The following is a 19,059-nucleotide window of genomic DNA, read 5'->3' on the forward strand; positions in this document are numbered from 1 at the left end:
CTCCTCACTCCTCGCGAGATTGTCAACTCAGGTTGAGCGCTGTTTCATCTTCACACAGGCGCTTTCGTCTGGCTGTCACATCGGCGTGAGTGACCGCCTTGTGATTTGCGGCTTTTGCAAGGATGAGCAAGGATTTGGATGATCGCAGGAGGTAGTGCCATGTCCCCGTCTTCCCACCGCAGGAGCCTTGCCGCGCTCCTTGCAACCACCATTTTCTCGCTCGGTACGTGTGCTGCAGGCGCGGCCGAAGATGCCGTCGTCATCCCGCCGCCAGCCGTCGACGAGGCGGCCGGGCCAGGCACAGAGACCGCCATTTTCGCCGGCGGCTGTTTCTGGGGCGTCCAGGGCGTCTTCCAGCACGTGAAGGGCGTTGAGAGCGCCGTCTCCGGTTATGCCGGCGGCGACGCCAAAACGGCGCAGTACGAACCGTCAGCACCGGCTCGACGGGCCACGCCGAATCCGTCCAGGTGAAGTTCGATCCGAAACAGGTAAGCTACGGCAAGTTGCTGCAGATCTTCTTCTCGGTGGCGCACAACCCGACGCAGCTGAATTTTCAGGGCCCGGACCGGGGAACGCAGTACCGTTCGGCGTTGTTCGTTGCCGATCCAGAGCAGCGTAAGGTTGCCGAGAGCTATATCAGCCAGCTCGACAAGGCGCATGTCTTCTCGCAGCCGATCGTCACCAAGGTCTCTGAAGCCGCAGGTTTCTATCCGGCCGAAGCCTATCATCAGGATTTCCTGACGCTCAATCCGACCTATCCCTATATCGTTTACAACGACCTGCCGAAAATCGAGAACCTGAAGTCACTGTTTCCCGCCGACTACCGCGGCAAACCGGTCCTGGTGATGAAGGTCAAAGGCTGACTAACCCTATCGGTGCTGGCATTTTCGAGGCGGCAATGGTGCCGCCCTTTCGCGCCACCTCTGTGCACTTAAGAATTTATCAACGTTAACAATATCTTAAATGCAAAAAACGGCGTTCCAGGGCGGAACATATCGTTGAGTTGCCCGTTACCACCGTGAGTTTCGCGTGGGATAGGCTGTCGGAGCGGATCACTCGTTAGAAGTATAGGCGTAACCAAAGGGACGTATCATGGCCACCAATGTCGTGCGGCGCTGGCAGCGAGATGATCTCATGAAACAGAGAGTATTGATCGTCGAAGATGAATTCCTGATCGCGCTCGATCTCGAGGCGACGGTGGAAGGCATGGGCATGCGAGTTGCGGGCCTTGCGAATGGTCGCGAGCAGGCCCTGCGGCTGGCGCCGCTTGCCGATATCGCCTTCGTCGACGTCAATCTCGCCGATGGCCCGACCGGGCCTGAGATCGGCCGACGGCTGGCGCAGGAGCATGGCATTGCCGTCGTCTTCATGACCGGCAATCCCGAAGTGGTGGCTGACGGCGTCAAGGGCGCCGTCGGCGTGGTCCAGAAGCCGGTGATGCCTTCGGTTGTCGAGCAGCTGGTGAAATATCTTGCCGCGCGCCGTGTCGGCATGTTCGCGGTCGTGCCCGCGCAGATGACGATCTTTGCCTGATCGGCCGGCTTGATCTGCCGGTTTTATCTGAAAGTCCTGGTTAGCCTGATATGGCTGCGAGCTGCGGCGGATGGCCGGTCTTTTCAGCCTCTGCCCGGCCATAGGCCTTGAGAAAGGTACGCACGGCGTTGCGCGCCGCCTTTTCCAGCTCTTCATCGGTGGGCGTGGCGCCGAGAAGGATCATCATCTGCAGGTCGGCATTGCCGAGCGCCACGAATTGCCGGGCGGCAACGTCGAAATCATCGATGACGAGCGCTTGCTTGTGGGCAAGCCGCGCGAAAAGTGCGGAAAGTGCGGTGGTCAGTTTGCCGGGCCCCTGCTGGCGCCAGCCTTCGAAGAGGTGCGGATATCGCTCGCCTTCGGTCTGCACCAACTTGCGCAGAAATTTTCCGTCGTGGTTGCAGATGCAGTTCTTGTTGAGGCGCACGGCGAAGGCCGTCAGCTCGTCTTCCAGATTGTCGGGACGATCAGGAAAGGTCGACAACACGGAAAAGAGCATGGCATTGGCGCGGTTCATGACGTCCTCGACGACGGCGACGAACAGCGTTTCCTTCTCGCGATAGTGATTGTAGATCGTCTGGCGCGAGACACAGGCGACGGCGGCGATCTCGTCGATGCTGGCGCCGGCAAAACCCTGGCGGCAGAATACGTCGGCCGCGGCATCGAGGATCGACATGCGCTTGGCGCATTGTCCACGCTGCGTATGCCCTGTCATCCGGACTGCCGGTGTCATGCGATCTTTCATGCGATCGAAGATAAGACGTCTTGACGTATTAGACAATGGCGTCTATTTTTACATCCGTGTCCAAATTTGTTGACACTCCTGGTTCAACGGCTGAGATATGAGCTCCCAACTTCGTCTTCGCGCGAACGATTATCATTGAACGGGCGCATCGGCCCGAAAATCGGAACCGATTTTCGGAAAGTACGATGCGCAGATTTAAAGTGTTAGAGCATCCCTTTTGCCTCCGAGAGGACGCGCGGCACTCTCAGAGCAATGCGGCGGAGTGACAATCCGGTACCTCCGCTGCGCTATTATGAAAGATCACCATTATGACGGCTCCCTTCTTTCGCATTGCCCTCATTCTCGGCCTTCTGTCGGCCATCGGGCCTTTCGCCATCGACATGTATCTGCCAGCGCTGCCGTCGATCGGCCAGGACCTGCATGCCGATAACAACGTCACCCAGCTTACCCTTCTCGCCTTCTTCATCTCCTTTGCGCTCGCTCAGCTCGTCTATGGTCCGCTGTCGGATATGTGGGGCCGCAAGCTGCCGCTCTATCTCGGCATCGGCCTCTTTGCCATCGCCTCGATCGGCTGTGCGCTGGCAACCGACATCGAAACGCTGATCGCCTTCCGTTTCGTTCAGGGTATCGGCGGTGCTGCCGGCATGGTCATTCCGCGCGCCATCGTCCGCGACATGCACACTGGCGTGCAGGCCGCCCGACTGATGTCGCTGCTGATGCTGGTCTTCTCGATCTCGCCGATCCTGGCGCCGCTGACAGGCAGCGCCGTCATCGAGTTCTACGGCTGGCGCGGCGTATTCTGGGCCGTGACGATCGCCGCCTTCATCGGCCTCGTCCTGCTCGCCACCCAGCTTGACGAAACCCGTTCGGCGAACGAACGCAATGGCAGCGGTCTGAAGAGCGCCATGGCGGCTTACCGTCTGCTGCTAACCGACCGCAATTTCCTGACGTTGACTTTCATCGGCGGCCTCGGCATTTCGAGCTTCCTCGTCTATCTCGCCAACTCGCCCTTCGTGCTGATCCAGCATTACGGGCTGACGCCGACACAATACAGTTTCGCCTTCTCGATCAACGCCGTGTCGTTCTTTGCGGTATCGCAGGCCACGGGCTGGCTCGGCGAGCGTTTCGGCCTCGTGCGCGTCATGCGGATTGCGGTCAGCGCCTACGCGCTTGCGATGGTCGTGATGGCGGTGGTGATGGCCTCCGGCTTCAACCAGCTGCCCGTCCTGGCGACCTTTCTGTTCATCGGCTACGGCTTCCTCGGCCTCGTCATCCCGACGAGCGCAGTGCTTGCGCTTGAGGATCACGGCGAGATCGCCGGCACTGCCTCGTCGCTTATGGGCACGCTGCATTTCGTGATCGCCGCCGTCGCCATGGTCATATCGAGCGTCTTTTTCGACGGCACAGCCGTTCCGATGGCCGCCGGCATAGCGCTCTGCGCCTTCTCAGCCTTCGTGCTGACGCAGGTAACGATCGGCCGCCGCGCCGCCGTCGCCGCTGCCGAATGATCTCAAGACAGGCCGCACCCGGAGAAAATGCAACGCCCAATTGATTATCGGCAGGCCGCGCTATCTACGCCATGACGAAGCATGGTCATACCGGAGGATACGCATGGTCGACGAGAAGCGGCTGATCTCGAAAATCACCTGGAAGCTGATGCCATTTCTCGGCATTCTTTATCTCATCGCTTATATCGACCGGCAGAACGTCAGTTTTGCCAAGCTGCAGATGGTCGATGCCCTCGCAATGAGCGAATATGCCTATGGTCTCGGCGCTTCGCTGTTCTTCATCGGCTATTTTCTCTTCGAGGTGCCGAGCAACCTCTTCCTCGACAGGCTCGGCGCCCGTGTCTGGTTCGCGCGCATCCTGGTCTCCTGGGGCATCGTCACCATCGCGCTCGCCTTCACGCAGAACGCGATGATGTTCTATGTCCTGCGCTTTCTGCTCGGCGTCTGCGAAGCCGGCTTCTTTCCCGGTGTCCTCTATCTGCTGACGCTCTGGTTTCCCTCGGCCTATCGCGGCAGGATGGTCGGGCTGTTCATGATCTTCAGCGCCATCGCCAATGCCGTCGGTGCACCGCTCGGCGGCGTGCTGCTCGATCTCGATGGTCTATACGGCTTTGCCGGCTGGGAGTGGGTGTTCCTGGCGACGGGTGTTCCGGCTGTGATCGCCGGCATCGTCACCTTCTTTTATCTTCCCGGCCGGCCTGAAAGTGCAAGCTTCCTGAGCAGCGAGGAGAAGAACTGGCTCGAACGAAGGCTCGCCTCGGAAAATGCCGGCATGGGCGAGAATGCCGGAAACGGATTCAAGGCGCTCATCGACCCGCGCGTCCTGCTGATGTCACTCTGCTATGTCGCCTTTCCGCTTTCGGCCTATGGCCTCAGCTATTGGCTGCCGACCATCGTCAAGGCTTTCGGCGTCAGCAACACGGTGAACGGGTTCCTCAACATCATTCCCTGGGTGCTGGTCGCGATCGCGCTTTATGCCGTTCCCGCCATGGCCGACAAGGCGCAATCCAAGACACCCTATATCGTCATTCCCGCTGTCATTGGCGCCGCCTGCCTGCTGCTCTCGGCGCTGATCCCGAACCACACCTTGCAATTCGCCTTCCTCTGCGTCGCCGCTGCAGGGATCTTCGCACCCCAACCGGTGTTCTGGAGCCTCCCCTCCCGTTTCCTCAAGGGCGCGGGGGCTGCGGCGGGCCTTGCCGCCATCAATTCGGTTGGAAATCTCGGCGGTTTCGTCGCCCAGAACGTCGTGCCCTGGATCAAGGATGAGAGCGGCAGCACGATCGCGCCGATGTTCTTTCTCTCGGCCTGTCTTGCGTTCGGCGCCTTGCTGGTCTTCGTCGTCACGCGTCAGCTGTCACAGAGGGAGCATCCGGCGGCTCCAAGCCGGGTCTGATGCAGACACCCAAAAGTATCTACGCGATGGGCTTCAGGTCGGCAGCGTGAAAGCGTCGCTTTCGCCTGGAACGAGTTCCAGCGGCCAGATCCTGTTGCGGGCCCCCTGCGGATAATGATCGGCATAGGCCGGCATGGTGGCGAGCAGGGTTTCGCCAAGCTGCGCGCCGAGATCGCGCAGCGACATGCGGAAGGAAGTCAGCGTCGGCTGCAAGAAAAGCGTGCGCGGCTCCTCGCGGAAACCGACGATGGCGAGGTCACGGCCGGGCACGATGCCGGCCTCGGCAAGCCGGCGGTAAAGCCCGATCGCCATCAGTTCATGGATCAGGATGATTGCGGTTGGCCGCTGCGCGATCATCAGCAATTCATGGCCGGCCTGATAACCGCCCTGTTCGCTCGACTTGACACGGATGACGAGGGCCGGGTCGTAGGGGATGCTGTGCCGTTGCAGTGCCTGGCGGTAGGCGTCGAGGAAGAGGTAGCCGAGATTGATGTCGGAGGAGGGGACAGCCACGGCGATCCGCCGGTGACCTTTGGCGACCAGCCGGTCGACGCCGCGCGTCGCCACGCCCTCGAAATCGAGATCCACCCAGGTGTAGCTGCCGCCCGACGCGCTGCGGCCGAGCGCCACAAAGGGGATGCGGGCCTTCTCCAGAAGTTCGATGCGCCGGTCGGTGCGTCGTGTCGCAGAGATGATCAACGCGTCGACAAGCCGGCGCGCCACCATGCGCTTCAGATATTCGTGCGGGTCCTCGTCATCAGGGCAGGGCAGCATGACGAGATCGAGCTTGTGGCGGGAAAAGACGCTCTGCAGCCCGTCAGTGACGCCAAGGAAGAAATCGTCGCTGTTTTCGACCGTCTCGCGGCTCACCTCGAGCATCAGCCCGATGACGTTGGTCATGCCCTGGCGAAGGCTGCGGCCCGACTGGTTGGCGACGTAACCGAGCTCCTCGGCGGCGGCGAGCACGCGCCGGCGCGTTTCGTCGTTGACGTCGGGCTTGCCGTTCAGCGCACGGGACACCGTTCCGATCGAAATGTCGAGATGCTCGGCGAGCTGGCGGATTCCCTTCATGTTCGACGATTTTCCTCCCCACCGGATCGCGTTTATCCTTTCTTGCCACAGGATGGCGCCTGCGAAAAGCCGGGGGAGGCATTAGGCTCTGAAGCTCTGGCGGATGACGAGCTCCGGAATGACGCGTTCGTAACCTGGACGAGCGGCTGGCCATTTCGCTGCGCGAGTTCGAAGAAACTCGCCGGCGGCGAGCCGGACAGGATGATGGTCGCCTCGGCACGTTGGCCGGCGAGCAGCTCGTCTTCCGGCTGGCCGGTATTGATAAGGATCGAGATGCTGCCGCGTTTGATGAGCAGGGTCGCGACGATGCCGACCAGGCGGCTCTGATTGGCAAGAACGGCGCGCGCCAAGTCGTTGATGTGGTAGCCGAGTTCTTGCGCCGCCTGCAGCATCCTTTCGCGCGTTGCAGGCGCCACGCTGGCGCCCGGCGTGAAGGTGCGCGAGACGGCGGAGCGCGAAACCCCCGCCAATTGCGCCACCTGCTCGGCGCTGACGAAGCGCATGCGTTCTTTCTTTGGCGTCTTACCGCCGTTCACTGGACCATCATTCATCGGCTTCAGCTATTGGTCGCCCCTAACAGCCGGATGACAGGCGGCCGAGGGCAGCCAGAAATTATTGCTGCGGAGAATGGCTGTGAACCAATCGCATTGGCCCGAGGCAGAACAATGGTCGTCACAAAGAAAAACCGAGGCTGCCCAGATGCAGCCTCGGTTGAGGGGCAAAAATCAGCGGCGACCGCAAATGGTCCCGGTGCGAACTTGCTACTCGCAGACCCGCACGGTTTCGGTATGATAACCGCCATCGTAGCGATTACGGACGTCGCGGTCCTCATACCAGCATCTTGGCGCGGGTTCGACATAACGAGGGCCATCGACATAGCGAGGACCGCTATTGGCGATTGCGCCTCCGATCAGCCCGCCGACGACGCCTGCGGCAACGCCGCCGGCGATGACTCGGCCGGTATTATTGTGATGATGGTGATCGCGCGCGGCAGCAGGCTGGATAGCCGATCCAACGAGGGCCGTCGCGATCAACAGGCTGCTAATAACTCTCTTCATGACATTCTCCTCAGTGGCATTCGCCCCGGATAAAAGGGAAATGCGGCAGCAACGCGTTTGTTCGTTCAAACTTTGCAAAAGTGTTAATTCAAGTCATTACACACCATCAAGTCGCCGACTGCGTCGCCGTCGTCTCCTCCAGCACGTCTTCGGGAATATCGTCGAAGGACGCATAGTTGAGGTTATAGAGCTTCGAATAGAGCTTGCCATTCTTCATCAGCTGTTGATGGTTCCCGCTTTCGATGATTTCGCCGTTCTGCAGCACGATGATGCGATCCGCCTCGCGGATCGTCGCGAGGCGATGGGCGATGACGAGGCCGGTGCGGTTTTCGAGCAGCTTCACCAGTGCCTTCTGGATCAGCATCTCGGTATAGCTGTCGATATTGGCCGTCGCTTCGTCGAGCACGAGGATCTTCGCATCCGCCACCAGCGCGCGAGCAAAGCTTAAAAGCTGGCGCTGGCCGAGCGAGAGATTGCCGCCGCGCTCGCCGAGAACGCTGTCGTAGCCCTCCGGCAGGCGCATGATGAACTCGTGCGCGCCAACGGCCTTCGCCGCCTCGATCACCTGTTCGCGCGTCGCCTCGCGCATGTGGTAGCGAATGTTCTCAAAGACCGTGCCGGTGAAGAGGAAGGGTTCCTGTAGCACCATGGCGATCTGAGCTCCGAGCAGATCCTGCGTCAGATCACGCACATCATGGCCACCGACCAGCACTTGGCCCTGCTGAACGTCGTAGAAGCGGTGGATCAGCGACATGCAGCTAGATTTGCCGGACCCCGTCGGCCCGACCAGCGCCACCGTCTCGCTGGGATTGACCTTGAAGCTGACGTGCTTCAGCACCGGATTTTTCGGATTGTAGCCGAAGACGACGTCTTTGAATTCCACCGAGCCGTCCATGTCGCGCGACAAGGCTTTGGCGCCAGGCGCGTCCTTGATGTCGACCGGCACGTCGAGCACTTCGGTCAGCCGTTGGCCAGACGCCATGGCGCGCTGCATCACCGAGTATTGCAGGGTCAGCGAACGGATCGGGTCGAAGAAACGCTGAATATAAAACAGGAAGGCGACAAGCACGCCGACATCGAGCGCCTGATTGAGAACGCGTGCGCCACCGACGACGATGACGAGTGCCATCGCTACGCCCGTCAGGCTGTCGACGATCGGCACCATCACCTGCGCATAACGCGCCGCCGTCAGATGCGTCTCGAGGTTGGCATGCGCCTTGTCGTCGTAGAGCGTGAAGTTGACGCCCTGCCTGTCCATGCTCTGGACGGCGCGCACGCCGTGGATCGCCTCGGCAAGCGCGCCGTTTGCGACCGAATTGGTCTCGTGCGCGGCCATGAAGGACTTGCGCGCCAGCGGCAACCAGAACAGCCGGACGATGAAGAGCACCGGCAGCACCGAGAGCGTCAGCAGCCCCAGCTTGAAGTCGAGATAGAGCATCACGAAGACGATGCCGAAGAGCAGCATGATGTCGCCGACGGAGAGCACCGAGGTCTCGAGGAATTCCTGCATCGAGTTGACGTCGCCCTGCAGGCGCGACATCAACCGTCCCACTTCGGTCTTGTCCATGAAGGAGAGCGAGACGCGCTGCAGATGCGAAAACATCGCCTTGCGGATATCGAAGAGCACGTCTTCCGCCACGCCGCCGACCAGGGTCTCCTGCGCGTAGCTCGCCGCATAGTTGATGAGGATGGCGATCGTGAAGGCGACGATCGACCAGATCAGCGCCGAAGCGTTGCCGCCCGGCGACATGCCGTGGTCGATGGCATAGCGGATGATTAGCGGGATGATCAGCTGCATCATCGTGAAGGTCAAAACGGCGACGACCGACCAGAGGACCTGCCGGCGATAGGGGCTGACGAAGACCCAGATGCGCTTGACGATGTTGCCGTCGAAGGCCTTGCCGAACATCTCCTCTTCGACGCGATGTGAACCGACGACTGCCCGTGGCGGGCGGCGTCCGTCCTCGCGAACGTCGGGACGCTCGGTTTCCAGTTCCTCGGCCATGTCATTCCTCCCGCGGCCAACACTTCAGGTTGCCTGCATAGTCAGTATTTTGTCCGCTCTTCTCCCCGCTGGGGAGAAGAGGGAGTATGCGCTAGGCGCTTAAAGCCTCGTCGCCCGGTCGCACCTGAAGGTCGTAGAGCGCCTTGTAACGCCCGCCGAGCGAAAGCAGCGCCGCATGCGTGCCGCGTTCGACGATCCGGCCGTCTTCGACGAACAGGATCTGGTCGGCATGCATCAGCGAGCTCAGGCGGTGGGCAACGATAATGGTTACGCGGTCTGCGGCGTAGCGGCGCATGGCGCTGCGGATGCGCTGTTCGGTGGCCGCATCGATCGCCGCCGTCGAATCGTCGAACACCATCACCGCAGGTCTCAGCATCAGCGCGCGGGCGATCGAAAGTCGCTGCCGCTGGCCGCCGGAAAGCGAAACGCCGCGCTCGCCGACGACGGTGCCGTAACCTGTGGGCAGGCCGAGCACGTAGTTGTGCAGCTGGGCGCTTTCGCTTGCGCGCTCGATGCGGCCTTCCTTCGCCCACGGGTCGCCATAGGCGATGTTGTTCTCGATCGTCGTCGTGAACAGGAAGGAATCCTGCTGCACGACGGCCACCGTCCGGCGCAGCGATTGCAGCGTCGCCTTGCGGATGTCCTGTCCGTCGATCGTGACCTTGCCGCCGCTGACGTCGTAGAAGCGGGGAATAAGATGGGCGATCGTCGACTTGCCGCTGCCCGGAGGCCCGACAATGCCGATCGTCTGGCCGCGGCGGGCTTCAAAGGAGATATCCTGGAGCACGGTGCGCTTTTCGGAACCCGGATAGGCGAAGCTGACATTCTCGAAGCGCAACACGCCGTCAGTGAGGTTGAGCTCCTTCGCGTCCGGCGCATCCTTGATCGCGATGTCGAGGTCGAGAAGGGCAAAGAGCCGCGAGCCGCAAGTGGAGGCGCGGGCAAAGGCGTTGACCATCAGGCCGAGCTGGCGCACCGGCATCTGCAGGATGGTCATGAAGGTCAGGAACGAAGCCAGCGTGCCGACGGTGATCTCGCCCGACATCACCTTGCCGCCGCCGATCCACAGCACCAGGCCCATCGCCGCGAAGAAAGAGAAGGTCATGGCGCTAGTATTGGTGACGCGGATGCCGACGCGCTGGTGTGCAAGCGCCAATGCGCTCTTCGACGCGGCCTCGAATTTCGAAATCTCGTGTTCGTGGGCGGCGAAAGCGCGCACGACGCGGATGCCGCCAAGATTCTCCTCCATGATGCGGGTCAGCACCGAAAGCCGCTCCTGCAGGTCGAGCCAGGTGGCACGTAGCCTGAGCTGCGTCACCGAGGAGCGCCAGCCGACGAAGGGCACGAAGCTTAGCGCCAGAAGGCCGAGCACGACATCGGTCGACAGCAGCATATAGGCGCCGATGCCGATCAGGATCGACAGCAGGATCATCCGGACGAGCGCCGTGGAAAAATACATGCGCACGCCTTCGAGATCGAGCAGGCCGACGGTGATCAGGTCGCCGGAATGCACGGTATCGTGAAAGCTGAAAGAGAGACGCTGGATTTTCTCGTAGCAGGCCAGCCGCAGTTCGTAGCCGATGTGATGGCCGACGGCTTCGCTGTAATAGTTCTGGACCATGGTGAAGAGGCCGCGCAGCACGCTGGCGCCAAGCAGCAGTAGCGCCGTGGTCAGAAGCGCGTCCTGTGCCACCTGGCCCGCCGCACCGCCGCTCATCGCCATCTGCGTGTGGTCGACGGCGCGGCCGAGAAGGCGCGGAATCATCAGCTGGAAGGTGGAGGCAACAAGCGTGGCGCCGATCGCAAAGCCGGATTGCCAGGGGTGGCGGAAGGCCATCATGGTGATGCGCACCAATGTGAAGAGGCCTCGGCCCCAGCCTGCCGCAGTTGCAAGCGCCATCGAAGCCGAAGGCTTCGTCGCGCGTATTAACGCATCGCTGCTCACGGTATTTTTTCCAGTAGATGTGTGGTCGGACGCTGGCCCGAAAAGACGGCAAATCCATGAAGGGATTGATAGCGCCTTCACTTTTGCCGATTCCATTTGGGGGTTCAAGTAAAGAATTCACCAGTTGGTTATTTTTACGTGAGGTCTCCTCGCATCCCCGGCGGGAGCAATCTTGCCAACGGCCAATCCCGGCAGCCTGGGGTGCAAAGGTCGGTCATATTTTCGCAGATTGCCTATAAATTACTTTGCATTTCAACAGGTTAAAAAAAACGGCAACAAACCTCTTGCCACCTGCGCCATTTGGCGCTTTCATACACTACTAGTTTGATAGACTATGGACGAGCGTGATTGCTCCCCTAGTTCTCTTGCGGGACCGCTGGTTCGGACCCCGATGCCGCGGCAGATGTTGTGAATGGCCGCATGAACCTCATCAACGCGTGAACCGCTGTTTTATGCGTTGAAACCTCGATCGACCCACGGTGCGGATGAAGCCGCAAAGGAGTTGCGATGACGGTTCAGGGACTTTTTTCCGCGAGGGCCAATGCGACGGCGCAGATATCAGCCGTACCACGCATTGCGATCGTCGGGCGGGGCTTTTCCGGCATGATGACGGCCATCGCGCTGATGAAGACGGTGCGCGCGCCCTTCCACCTGCAGCTGTTCGATCCGAATTCGTCGGTCAGCGGTGGGCAGGCGCTGGCCTCAGTCCGCTCCTCGACGATCCTCAACACCCGCGTGCGGGACCTCTCGGTCTCGGTCGGCGACAATGACGATTTCAACGACTGGCTTTGCAGCAACGCCGCCTTCCGCGCCGCCGTGCCGGCCGCCATCCCCGGATTCCGGCAGATCTTCGTGCCGAAGGAAATCTTCAGCGATTATGTCTACCAGCGCTTTTCGGAAGCACTGGCCGCGCGCAGGGACATTACCGTCCAGGTCTGCAACGATCCGGTCGTGGCGATCCGCAGGAGCCACGGCAACCGCTTCCTGCTCGAAAGCGCCAATCCCGCCAATCCGTTGTTCGATACCGTGATCCTCGCCACCGGCTACGGCCTGGCTGCGCCGAATGCCGGCGGTGAGGATGCTTCGCCGGTCAGAGCCCAGCGCCTCGTCGCGCGGCCGCATGCGGTGTTGCTCGGCAGCGGCATCCGCGTCGTCGACCAGCTGCTGCAGCTGCGCGATTCCGGTTATACCGGCCAGGTGACGATCATTTCAAGGCGCGGCTTCCTGCCCCAGAGCCATACGCCGAATTCCGCCGATCCGGTGTTCCCGGCCGAAACGCTGCCGCAGAGCCTGCCGGAGATCGTGCGCTTCATCCGTGAAGCCTGTCGCGAGGCGGAGGAGGCGGGGCGAAGCTGGCAATCGGTAATGAACGGCCTGAGGAAACATGCCCGCTCGCTCTGGCGCTCGCTGCCGGCCCGCGACAAACATCAGTTCAACCGGCACCTCAGGGCAATCTACGACAGCCATCGCAACCGGCTGCCGGAAGCCATGCACCTGCGTCTGAAACGTGAGCTCGCCGAAGGCCGCACGGTGCTGCGCCGCGGCCGGGCCGGCCGCCGCGGCTTGAGCGGCCTGTTCTTCACGCCGGCCGGTTCCGCCGCCGAGGAGATCATTCATGCCGAGCGCATCATCGATTGCCGCTGTCAGGCGCCGGATCTTTCAGCGCCGCTGATGCAAAGCCTGCTTTCCGCCGGCCTTGCCGTGCCGGACGAACTCTCGCTCGGGCTAGCCGTCAATGCGCGCGGCGAGCCCTTCCTCGAGGACGGTTCGACGGTCGCCGGACTCTTTGCCGTCGGCCCGCTCGGCCTCGGCAGCCTGCCCGATATCGATCTGGTGCCCGAGATCGTCTCGCAGGCCTATGCCGTTGCCGAGCGCGTCGGCGAACGGTTCTATCCAAGGGTCAAGGCCGTCTGAAAATCTGGAGCTGTTTCGGAACCATCTGGCTGCCTCGGCGTTAAAGCGCTGGTGACTCAGAGGGGCCGATGGAATTGCTGAATCGACATGACACGTCTCTTGACGAAGGGGGACGCTTTCACCTTCTGGTCGATGCCATCACCGACTACGCTATCTATATGCTGAGCCCCGAAGGCATCGTCACCAGCTGGAATACCGGCGCCCAGCGCTTCAAAGGTTACCAGCCTTCCGAAATTCTCGGTGAGCATTTTTCCCGTTTCTATCTGGAAGAGGACCGCGCCGCGGGTGCACCAGCGCGCGCGCTTGCCACGGCATCGGAGGACGGCCGGTTCGAGGGGGAAGGCTGGCGCCAGCGCAAGGATGGCAGTCGCTTCTGGGCGCATGTGGTCATCGATCCGATCCGCCGCCCCTCCGGCGAACTTATCGGCTATGCCAAGATCACCCGCGACCTGACCGAACGCATGGCTGCCGAAAAGGCGATCCGCCAGAGCGAGGAACAGTTCCGCCGGCTCGTCCAGGGCGTCTCGGACTATGCGATCTACATGCTCGATCCCGACGGCAATGTCAGCAGCTGGAATTTCGGCGCCGAGCGGATCAAGGGCTATCGGCCGCAAGAAATCATCGGCAGGCATTTCTCAACCTTCTATACCCCCGAGGACCGCGAATCCGGCCTGCCGGAGATCGCGCTCGGCCTCGCGCGTACCGAGGGCCGGTTCGAGAGGGAAGGTTGGCGCGTCCGCAAGGACGGCACCCGTTTCTGGGCCAGCGTCGTCATCGACGCCATCCGGGACGACGAAGGCGATGTGATCGGTTTTGCCAAGATCACCCGCGATATCACCGAGAAGATGGAGACCCAGCGGGCCCTGGAGCAGGCTCGCGAAGAGCTCTTCCAGTCGCAGAAGATGGAGGCGATCGGTCAATTGACCGGCGGTATCGCCCATGATTTCAACAATCTGCTGATGGCTGTCCTCGGCAGTCTCGAAATCCTGAAGAAACGCATGCCGCAGGATCTCTCGCTGACATCGTTGGTCGACAATGCCATGCAGGGCGCCCAGCGGGGTGCGGCGCTGACGCAACGCATGCTGGCCTTTTCCCGCCGGCAGGAACTGCACATGGAGCCGATCGACCTCTCCGGCCTGATCCGCGGCATGATGGATATGCTGAGCCGTTCGCTCGGACCGCTGACCGTGATCGAGACCTCTTTCCCCGTCAGGCTGCCGACGATCCTGACCGATCCGAACCAGCTGGAGATGGCGATCCTGAACCTCGTCGTCAACGCCCGCGACGCCATGCCGTCCGGCGGCCGGATCATGCTTCGCGCGTCCGAGGAGTCGCTGCCATCAGGCAAAGGCCCGCTGTCGCCTGGCCGCTATGTCCGTATCGCAGTGATCGACGAAGGCGAGGGCATGGACGCAAAGACGCTAGAGCAGGCGATCACGCCGTTCTTCACCACCAAGGGTGTCGGCAAAGGCACCGGGCTTGGCCTTTCCATGGTGCAGGGCCTTGTGTCCCAGTCCGGTGGCCGCCTCACGATGAAGAGCAGCCTCGGCGAAGGCACGACCGCCGAATTGTGGTTCCCGGTCGCAATTGTCGAACGGGCGACCGAGGCAACTGCCGACCGGCCGCAGCAGGAGGAAAATGCGCCGCGCCGGCTGCGCATCGTCGCCGTCGACGACGATGGTCTGGTCCTGATGAATACGACGCTGATGCTGGAGGATCTCGGCCATACCGTGTTCGAGGCGATGGCCGGTCCCGAGGCACTTGACATCCTGCGCAAGCAGCAGGTCGACCTGGTAATTTGCGATCATGCCATGCCGCGCATGACGGGGGCGCAGCTCGCCCAGGCGATCCGCAACGAATGGCCCGAGATGCCGATCATCCTGGCAAGCGGTTACGCCGAGATCCCGCAAGGGGCCGACATCGTCGACTTGCCCCGCCTCGGCAAGCCCTTCTCACAGGCGCAGCTCGCCGAGGCGATCAGCCGGGTTGCTTCATAAGGATCGCCGACGAGGATAAGGCCTTGGCCGAACCCGGCTCCCCCTCTCGCCGCGAAGAATGAACACCAGCAATGCCAGCACCATCGCCGCCAGCCCGTACCAGGTGATCGCGTAGACGAGATGGTTGTTGGGGAACTCGATGATCGTGAGGCCGCCGACAGGCAGACCGCCGGGGTTGGCACTGGCATCGGCATCGATGAAATAGGGCGCGGCCGCACTGACGCCGCGCTTTTCAGCGATCGCTGCGATATCGCGCGAATACCAGCGGTCGGTCGCGGCGTCATTGGATTGCAGCAGCGATCCCTTCGGCTCCGTCATCCGCAGCAGACCGGTGATCTCGATAGGGCCTGACAATTCGCCCTCGCGGCGCGAGGCCTGGTCGCGCCGGTCGGTCGGCACGAAGCCGCGATTGACGAGGATTGATGTCCCGTCGGCAAGCGTCAGCGGCGCCATCACCCAATAACCTGGACCGAGCATCGTGGAGGCATAGACCAGCGTCTCCTTGTCGTTCGCCAGCGTCCCCACTGCGGTCACCCGCCGATATTCGTCATCAGTGGCGTTGACCTTGTTCCAGTCGGCGCGTGCCGGGGCCGGCACGGGTGGCGCATGCACACGCTGGTCGACGCGGGCGATGAGGTCGCGTTTCCAGGCTAGGCGCTCAACCTGCCAGGTGCCGAGTGCGGCGAGTGCCGCGGCAAGTAGTATCAGGCAGGCGGCGAAGATCGCGCGTTTGAACTGATAACGCCGTCTTTCCGATTTTTCCGAGTGAGCCTCGCTCATGAGCTGACCCGCTGCGGGCGGCGTTGCCGCCGCCCCTTCGTCATAGTCACGGCATGTTCTTCATCATCTCGGGGCTCATCGGCATCATGTTGGTGTTGAGATGATGCATGACCCAGAGCGAGCCGGAGAGCGCGATGGCGACGATGATCAGGGTGAAGATCAGCGCCATGATCGTCCAGCCGCCCTCGCTCCTGGTATTCATATGCAGGAAGAAGACCATATGGACGACGATCTGGATCGCGCCGAGGCCCATCACCAGCACCGCCGTCACCGCCGGGTTTTCGAAGACGCCTGACATGACCAGCCAGAAGGGAATGGCAGTCAGGATGACGGAGAGCACGAAGCCCGTCATGTAGCTGCGGAACGTGCCATGGCCGGCTTGATGGCCGTGGCTGTGGCCGTGGTGGGCCTCGTGGGCATCCTCATGTGCAGGTGCTTGCGAACTCATCCGACAACTCCCAGCAGATAGACGAAGGAAAAGACGCCGATCCAGACGACGTCGAGGAAGTGCCAGAACATCGAAAGGCACATCAGGCGGCGGCGGTTGGCCTCGATCAGCCCGTGCATCGACACCTGTACCATCAGCGTGATCAGCCAGACGATGCCGAAGGTGACGTGCAGCCCGTGGGTGCCGACCAGGGTGAAGAAGGAGGAGAGGAAGGCGCTGCGCGTCGGCCCGGCGCCTTCGTGGATCAGGTGGATGAACTCGTAGAGTTCGAGCCCGATGAAAGCTGCGCCGAACAAGCCGGTCACGGCAAGCCAGAACAGCGTTTCCGCCTTTGCGTTCCGCTCCATCTGCAGCATCGCGAAGCCGTAGGTGATCGAGGAAAACAGCAGCATCGATGTGTTGAGGGCAACGATCGGCAGATCGAAGAGATCGGCGGGCGAGGGGCCGGCGGCATAGTTGCGGCCAAGGACGCCGTGCGTTGCAAACAGAACCGCGAAGATCAGGCAGTCGCTCATCAGGTAGAGCCAGAAGCCGAGATTGGTGCTGTTTTCCGGATGATGATCTTCCGTCAGGTAGAATTCAGGCTTTTCGGCCGTGTCGATAGTCTGATCGCTCATGGTCATCACACCTGCTCGGCAAGCAATGCGGTGCGCTTGCCTTCCGTTTCGGTCACCTCTTCGGCGGGGATGTAGAAGTCGCGTCTGTAGTTGAAGGTGTGGCCGATCGCCACAGAGAGCATGGCGACGACGGAAACGACCACCAGCCACCACATGTACCAGATCAGGCCGAAGGCGAGGGCGATGCTGATGGCCGAGAGGATCGCGCCGGTGCCGGTGTTCTTCGGCATGTGGATCGGCCGGAAGCCTTCCAGCGGACGCGCATAACCGCGGTTCTTCATGTCGTACCAGCCGTCATGATCGTGCACCACAGGCGTCAAGGCGAAGTTGTATTCCGGTGGCGGCGAGGAGGTCGACCATTCCAGCGTGCGGCCGTCCCAGGGATCGCCGCTGTCGTCGCGCAATTCCTCGCGCTTCATGAAGCTGACCACGATCTGGATCAGGAAGGCGGCAATGCCAAGCGCGATCAGGCCGACGCCGAAGGCGGCGATGATGAACCAGATCTGTATCGACGGGTCCTCGAACTGGCTCATGCGGCGGGTGACGCCCATCAGGCCCAGCACGTAGAGCGGCATGAAGGCGAACCAGAAGCCGATTTGCCAGAACCAGAAGCTCATCTTGCCCCAGAAGGCGTCGAGCTTGAAGCCGAAGGCTTTCGGGAACCAGTAGTTCACGCCGGCGAACATACCGAAGAGAACGCCGCCGATGATGACGTTGTGGAAGTGGGCGATGAGGAACAACGAATTGTGCAGCACGAAGTCGGCCGGCGGCACGGCAAGCATGACGCCGGTCATGCCGCCGATGACGAAGGTCACCATGAAGCCGACCGTCCACAGCATCGGCACCTCAAAGCGGATGCGGCCGCGATACATGGTGAAGAGCCAGTTGAAAATCTTGGCCCCGGTCGGGATCGAGATGATCATCGTGGTGATGCCGAAGAAGGAATTGACGCTGGCGCCCGAGCCCATCGTGAAGAAGTGGTGCAGCCAGACGATGTAGGAAAGAATCATGATCACGCAGGTTGCGTAGACCATCGAGGCGTAGCCGAAGAGGCGTTTGCCGGAGAAGGTGGCGACGACTTCCGAGAAGATGCCGAAGGCCGGCAGCACGAGAATGTAGACCTCCGGATGACCCCAGATCCAGATAAGGTTGATGTACATCATCGGATTGCCGCCGAGGTCGTTGGTAAAGAAGTTCGTGCCGGCGTAGCGGTCGAGCGACAGCAGCGCGAGCGTGGCCGTCAGGATGGGGAAGGAGGCGACGATCAGCACGTTGGTGCAGAGTGCCGTCCAGGTGAAGACCGGCATCTTCATGAAGGTCATGCCCGGAGCACGCATCTTGACGATCGTTGCGATCAGGTTGATGCCCGAAAGCGTCGTTCCCACCCCGGCCACCTGCAGGCCCCAGATATAATAGTCGACGCCGACGCCTGGACTGTAGGCAGCGCCCGACAGCGGCGGGTAGGCGAGCCAGCCGGTCTGGGCGAATTCGCCGATGAACAGCGACAGCATGATGATGATCGCGCCGGCGGTAGTCATCCAGAAAGAGAAGTTGTTCAGGAAGGGGAAGGAGACGTCGCGCGCGCCGATCTGCAGGGGCACCACGAAATTCATCAAGCCGGTGACGAAGGGCATCGCCACGAAGAAGATCATGATGACGCCGTGGGCGGTGAAGATCTGGTCGTAATGGTGCGGCGGCAGATAGCCCTCCGAACCGTTGAAGGCGATCGCCTGCTGGACGCGCATCAGGATCGCGTCGGAGAAACCGCGCAACAGCATGATGACCGCGAGGATCACATACATGATGCCGATCTTCTTGTGATCGACGCTGCAGATCCAGTCCTGCCAGAGCGGACCCCAGAACTTGAAATAGGTGATGGCGCCGAGCACGGCGAGACCGCCGATGATGACGCCAAGGAAGGTCACGACCAGGATCGGCTCGTGATAGGGGATGGCATCGAGGGTCAACCGGCCGAAGACGAACTTCAGGAGGTCAGGATTGGAAAACATGGAACAACCCGTTCATTATGTCTCGCGACGCAA

At 61.5% G+C, this 19,059-nt stretch carries 13 protein-coding genes and 3 pseudogenes; 6 read left to right on the plus strand and 10 right to left on the minus strand.

The features are described 5' to 3' along the window. The first annotated feature begins 159 nt into the window (after nucleotides 1-159). Both msrA and ACS4RR_RS30975 read left to right on the plus strand, forming a co-directional pair. A pseudogene (gene msrA, locus ACS4RR_RS30970) lies at nucleotides 160-863 on the plus strand (peptide-methionine (S)-S-oxide reductase MsrA). Nucleotides 864-1,092: 229 nt separating this feature from the next. Continuing rightward, entirely contained in the window at nucleotides 1,093-1,533 is a 441-nt protein-coding gene (locus ACS4RR_RS30975) for a response regulator (protein ID WP_017968559.1), read from the plus strand. A gap of 40 nt (nucleotides 1,534-1,573) precedes the next feature. Here the strand turns inward: ACS4RR_RS30975 and ACS4RR_RS30980 are convergent, their stop codons facing one another. After that, nucleotides 1,574-2,314, minus strand: coding sequence for a TetR/AcrR family transcriptional regulator (locus ACS4RR_RS30980; RefSeq protein ID WP_170262628.1), 741 nt, complete (start codon nucleotides 2,312-2,314; stop codon nucleotides 1,574-1,576). 272 nt (nucleotides 2,315-2,586) lie between these two features. On the opposite strand from ACS4RR_RS30980, the gene ACS4RR_RS30985 reads away from it, so the two are divergent. After that, nucleotides 2,587-3,786 carry a multidrug effflux MFS transporter gene (locus ACS4RR_RS30985; RefSeq protein WP_017968182.1) on the plus strand — a complete coding sequence of 400 codons (1,200 nt, stop codon included), beginning with the start codon at nucleotides 2,587-2,589 and terminating at the stop codon, nucleotides 3,784-3,786. 103 nt (nucleotides 3,787-3,889) lie between these two features. Next, a complete protein-coding gene (locus ACS4RR_RS30990; protein WP_260111926.1) occupies nucleotides 3,890-5,182 on the plus strand; it encodes an MFS transporter in 1,293 nt (430 codons plus the stop codon). A gap of 33 nt (nucleotides 5,183-5,215) precedes the next feature. On the opposite strand, the gene ACS4RR_RS30995 is transcribed toward ACS4RR_RS30990, so the two are convergent. The 5 genes and pseudogenes from ACS4RR_RS30995 to ACS4RR_RS31015 all read right to left on the minus strand — a co-directional run bounded on the left by ACS4RR_RS30995 (nucleotide 5,216) and on the right by ACS4RR_RS31015 (nucleotide 11,369). Beyond that, nucleotides 5,216-6,253, minus strand: coding sequence for a LacI family DNA-binding transcriptional regulator (locus ACS4RR_RS30995; protein ID WP_017968184.1), 1,038 nt, complete (start codon nucleotides 6,251-6,253; stop codon nucleotides 5,216-5,218). A gap of 74 nt (nucleotides 6,254-6,327) precedes the next feature. Further along, a pseudogene (locus ACS4RR_RS31000) lies at nucleotides 6,328-6,804 on the minus strand (LacI family DNA-binding transcriptional regulator); the annotation flags it as partial. Nucleotides 6,805-7,014: 210 nt separating this feature from the next. After that, on the minus strand, nucleotides 7,015-7,311 hold the full coding sequence (locus tag ACS4RR_RS31005; RefSeq protein ID WP_017968186.1) for a hypothetical protein: 297 nt from the start codon (nucleotides 7,309-7,311) through the stop codon (nucleotides 7,015-7,017). A 106-nt stretch (nucleotides 7,312-7,417) separates the two neighbouring features. Next, nucleotides 7,418-9,316, minus strand: a complete 1,899-nt coding sequence (locus ACS4RR_RS31010; protein ID WP_456190665.1) for an ABC transporter ATP-binding protein — start codon at nucleotides 9,314-9,316, stop codon at nucleotides 7,418-7,420. A 91-nt stretch (nucleotides 9,317-9,407) separates the two neighbouring features. After that, a complete protein-coding gene (locus ACS4RR_RS31015; protein WP_456190666.1) occupies nucleotides 9,408-11,369 on the minus strand; it encodes an ABC transporter ATP-binding protein in 1,962 nt (653 codons plus the stop codon). Nucleotides 11,370-11,768: 399 nt separating this feature from the next. Between ACS4RR_RS31015 and ACS4RR_RS31020 the strand changes: the two genes are divergently transcribed. Together ACS4RR_RS31020 and ACS4RR_RS31025 are read left to right on the plus strand one after the other, a co-directional pair. After that, nucleotides 11,769-13,175 (plus strand): FAD/NAD(P)-binding protein, encoded by a 1,407-nt coding sequence (locus ACS4RR_RS31020; RefSeq protein ID WP_456190667.1) that lies wholly within the window; start codon nucleotides 11,769-11,771, stop codon nucleotides 13,173-13,175. A gap of 68 nt (nucleotides 13,176-13,243) precedes the next feature. Continuing rightward, entirely contained in the window at nucleotides 13,244-15,172 is a 1,929-nt protein-coding gene (locus ACS4RR_RS31025) for a hybrid sensor histidine kinase/response regulator (RefSeq protein WP_456190668.1), read from the plus strand. Here the strand turns inward: ACS4RR_RS31025 and ACS4RR_RS31030 are convergent. The 4 genes and pseudogenes from ACS4RR_RS31030 to cyoB all read right to left on the minus strand — a co-directional run bounded on the left by ACS4RR_RS31030 (nucleotide 15,167) and on the right by cyoB (nucleotide 19,026). Next, a pseudogene (locus ACS4RR_RS31030) lies at nucleotides 15,167-16,002 on the minus strand (SURF1 family protein). The gene ACS4RR_RS31025 and the pseudogene ACS4RR_RS31030 overlap by 6 nt on opposite strands. Continuing rightward, on the minus strand, nucleotides 15,999-16,400 hold the full coding sequence (cyoD, locus tag ACS4RR_RS31035) for a cytochrome o ubiquinol oxidase subunit IV (protein ID WP_017968191.1): 402 nt from the start codon (nucleotides 16,398-16,400) through the stop codon (nucleotides 15,999-16,001). The pseudogene ACS4RR_RS31030 and the gene cyoD overlap by 4 nt, the downstream one beginning before the upstream one ends. Beyond that, the gene (gene cyoC / locus ACS4RR_RS31040) at nucleotides 16,397-17,017 is read right to left on the minus strand and encodes a cytochrome o ubiquinol oxidase subunit III (RefSeq protein ID WP_170277604.1); all 621 of its coding nucleotides are present in this window, start codon (nucleotides 17,015-17,017) and stop codon (nucleotides 16,397-16,399) included. The genes cyoD and cyoC overlap by 4 nt, the downstream gene beginning before the upstream one ends. Before the next feature lie 5 nt (nucleotides 17,018-17,022). Beyond that, entirely contained in the window at nucleotides 17,023-19,026 is a 2,004-nt protein-coding gene (gene cyoB / locus ACS4RR_RS31045; protein ID WP_170262622.1) for a cytochrome o ubiquinol oxidase subunit I, read from the minus strand. Between the last annotated feature and the right edge of the window lie 33 nt (nucleotides 19,027-19,059).

This window comes from Rhizobium zaerense (genome assembly GCF_051810725.1).
GTDB classification, from domain to species: Bacteria; Pseudomonadota; Alphaproteobacteria; order Rhizobiales; family Rhizobiaceae; genus Rhizobium; species Rhizobium leguminosarum_I.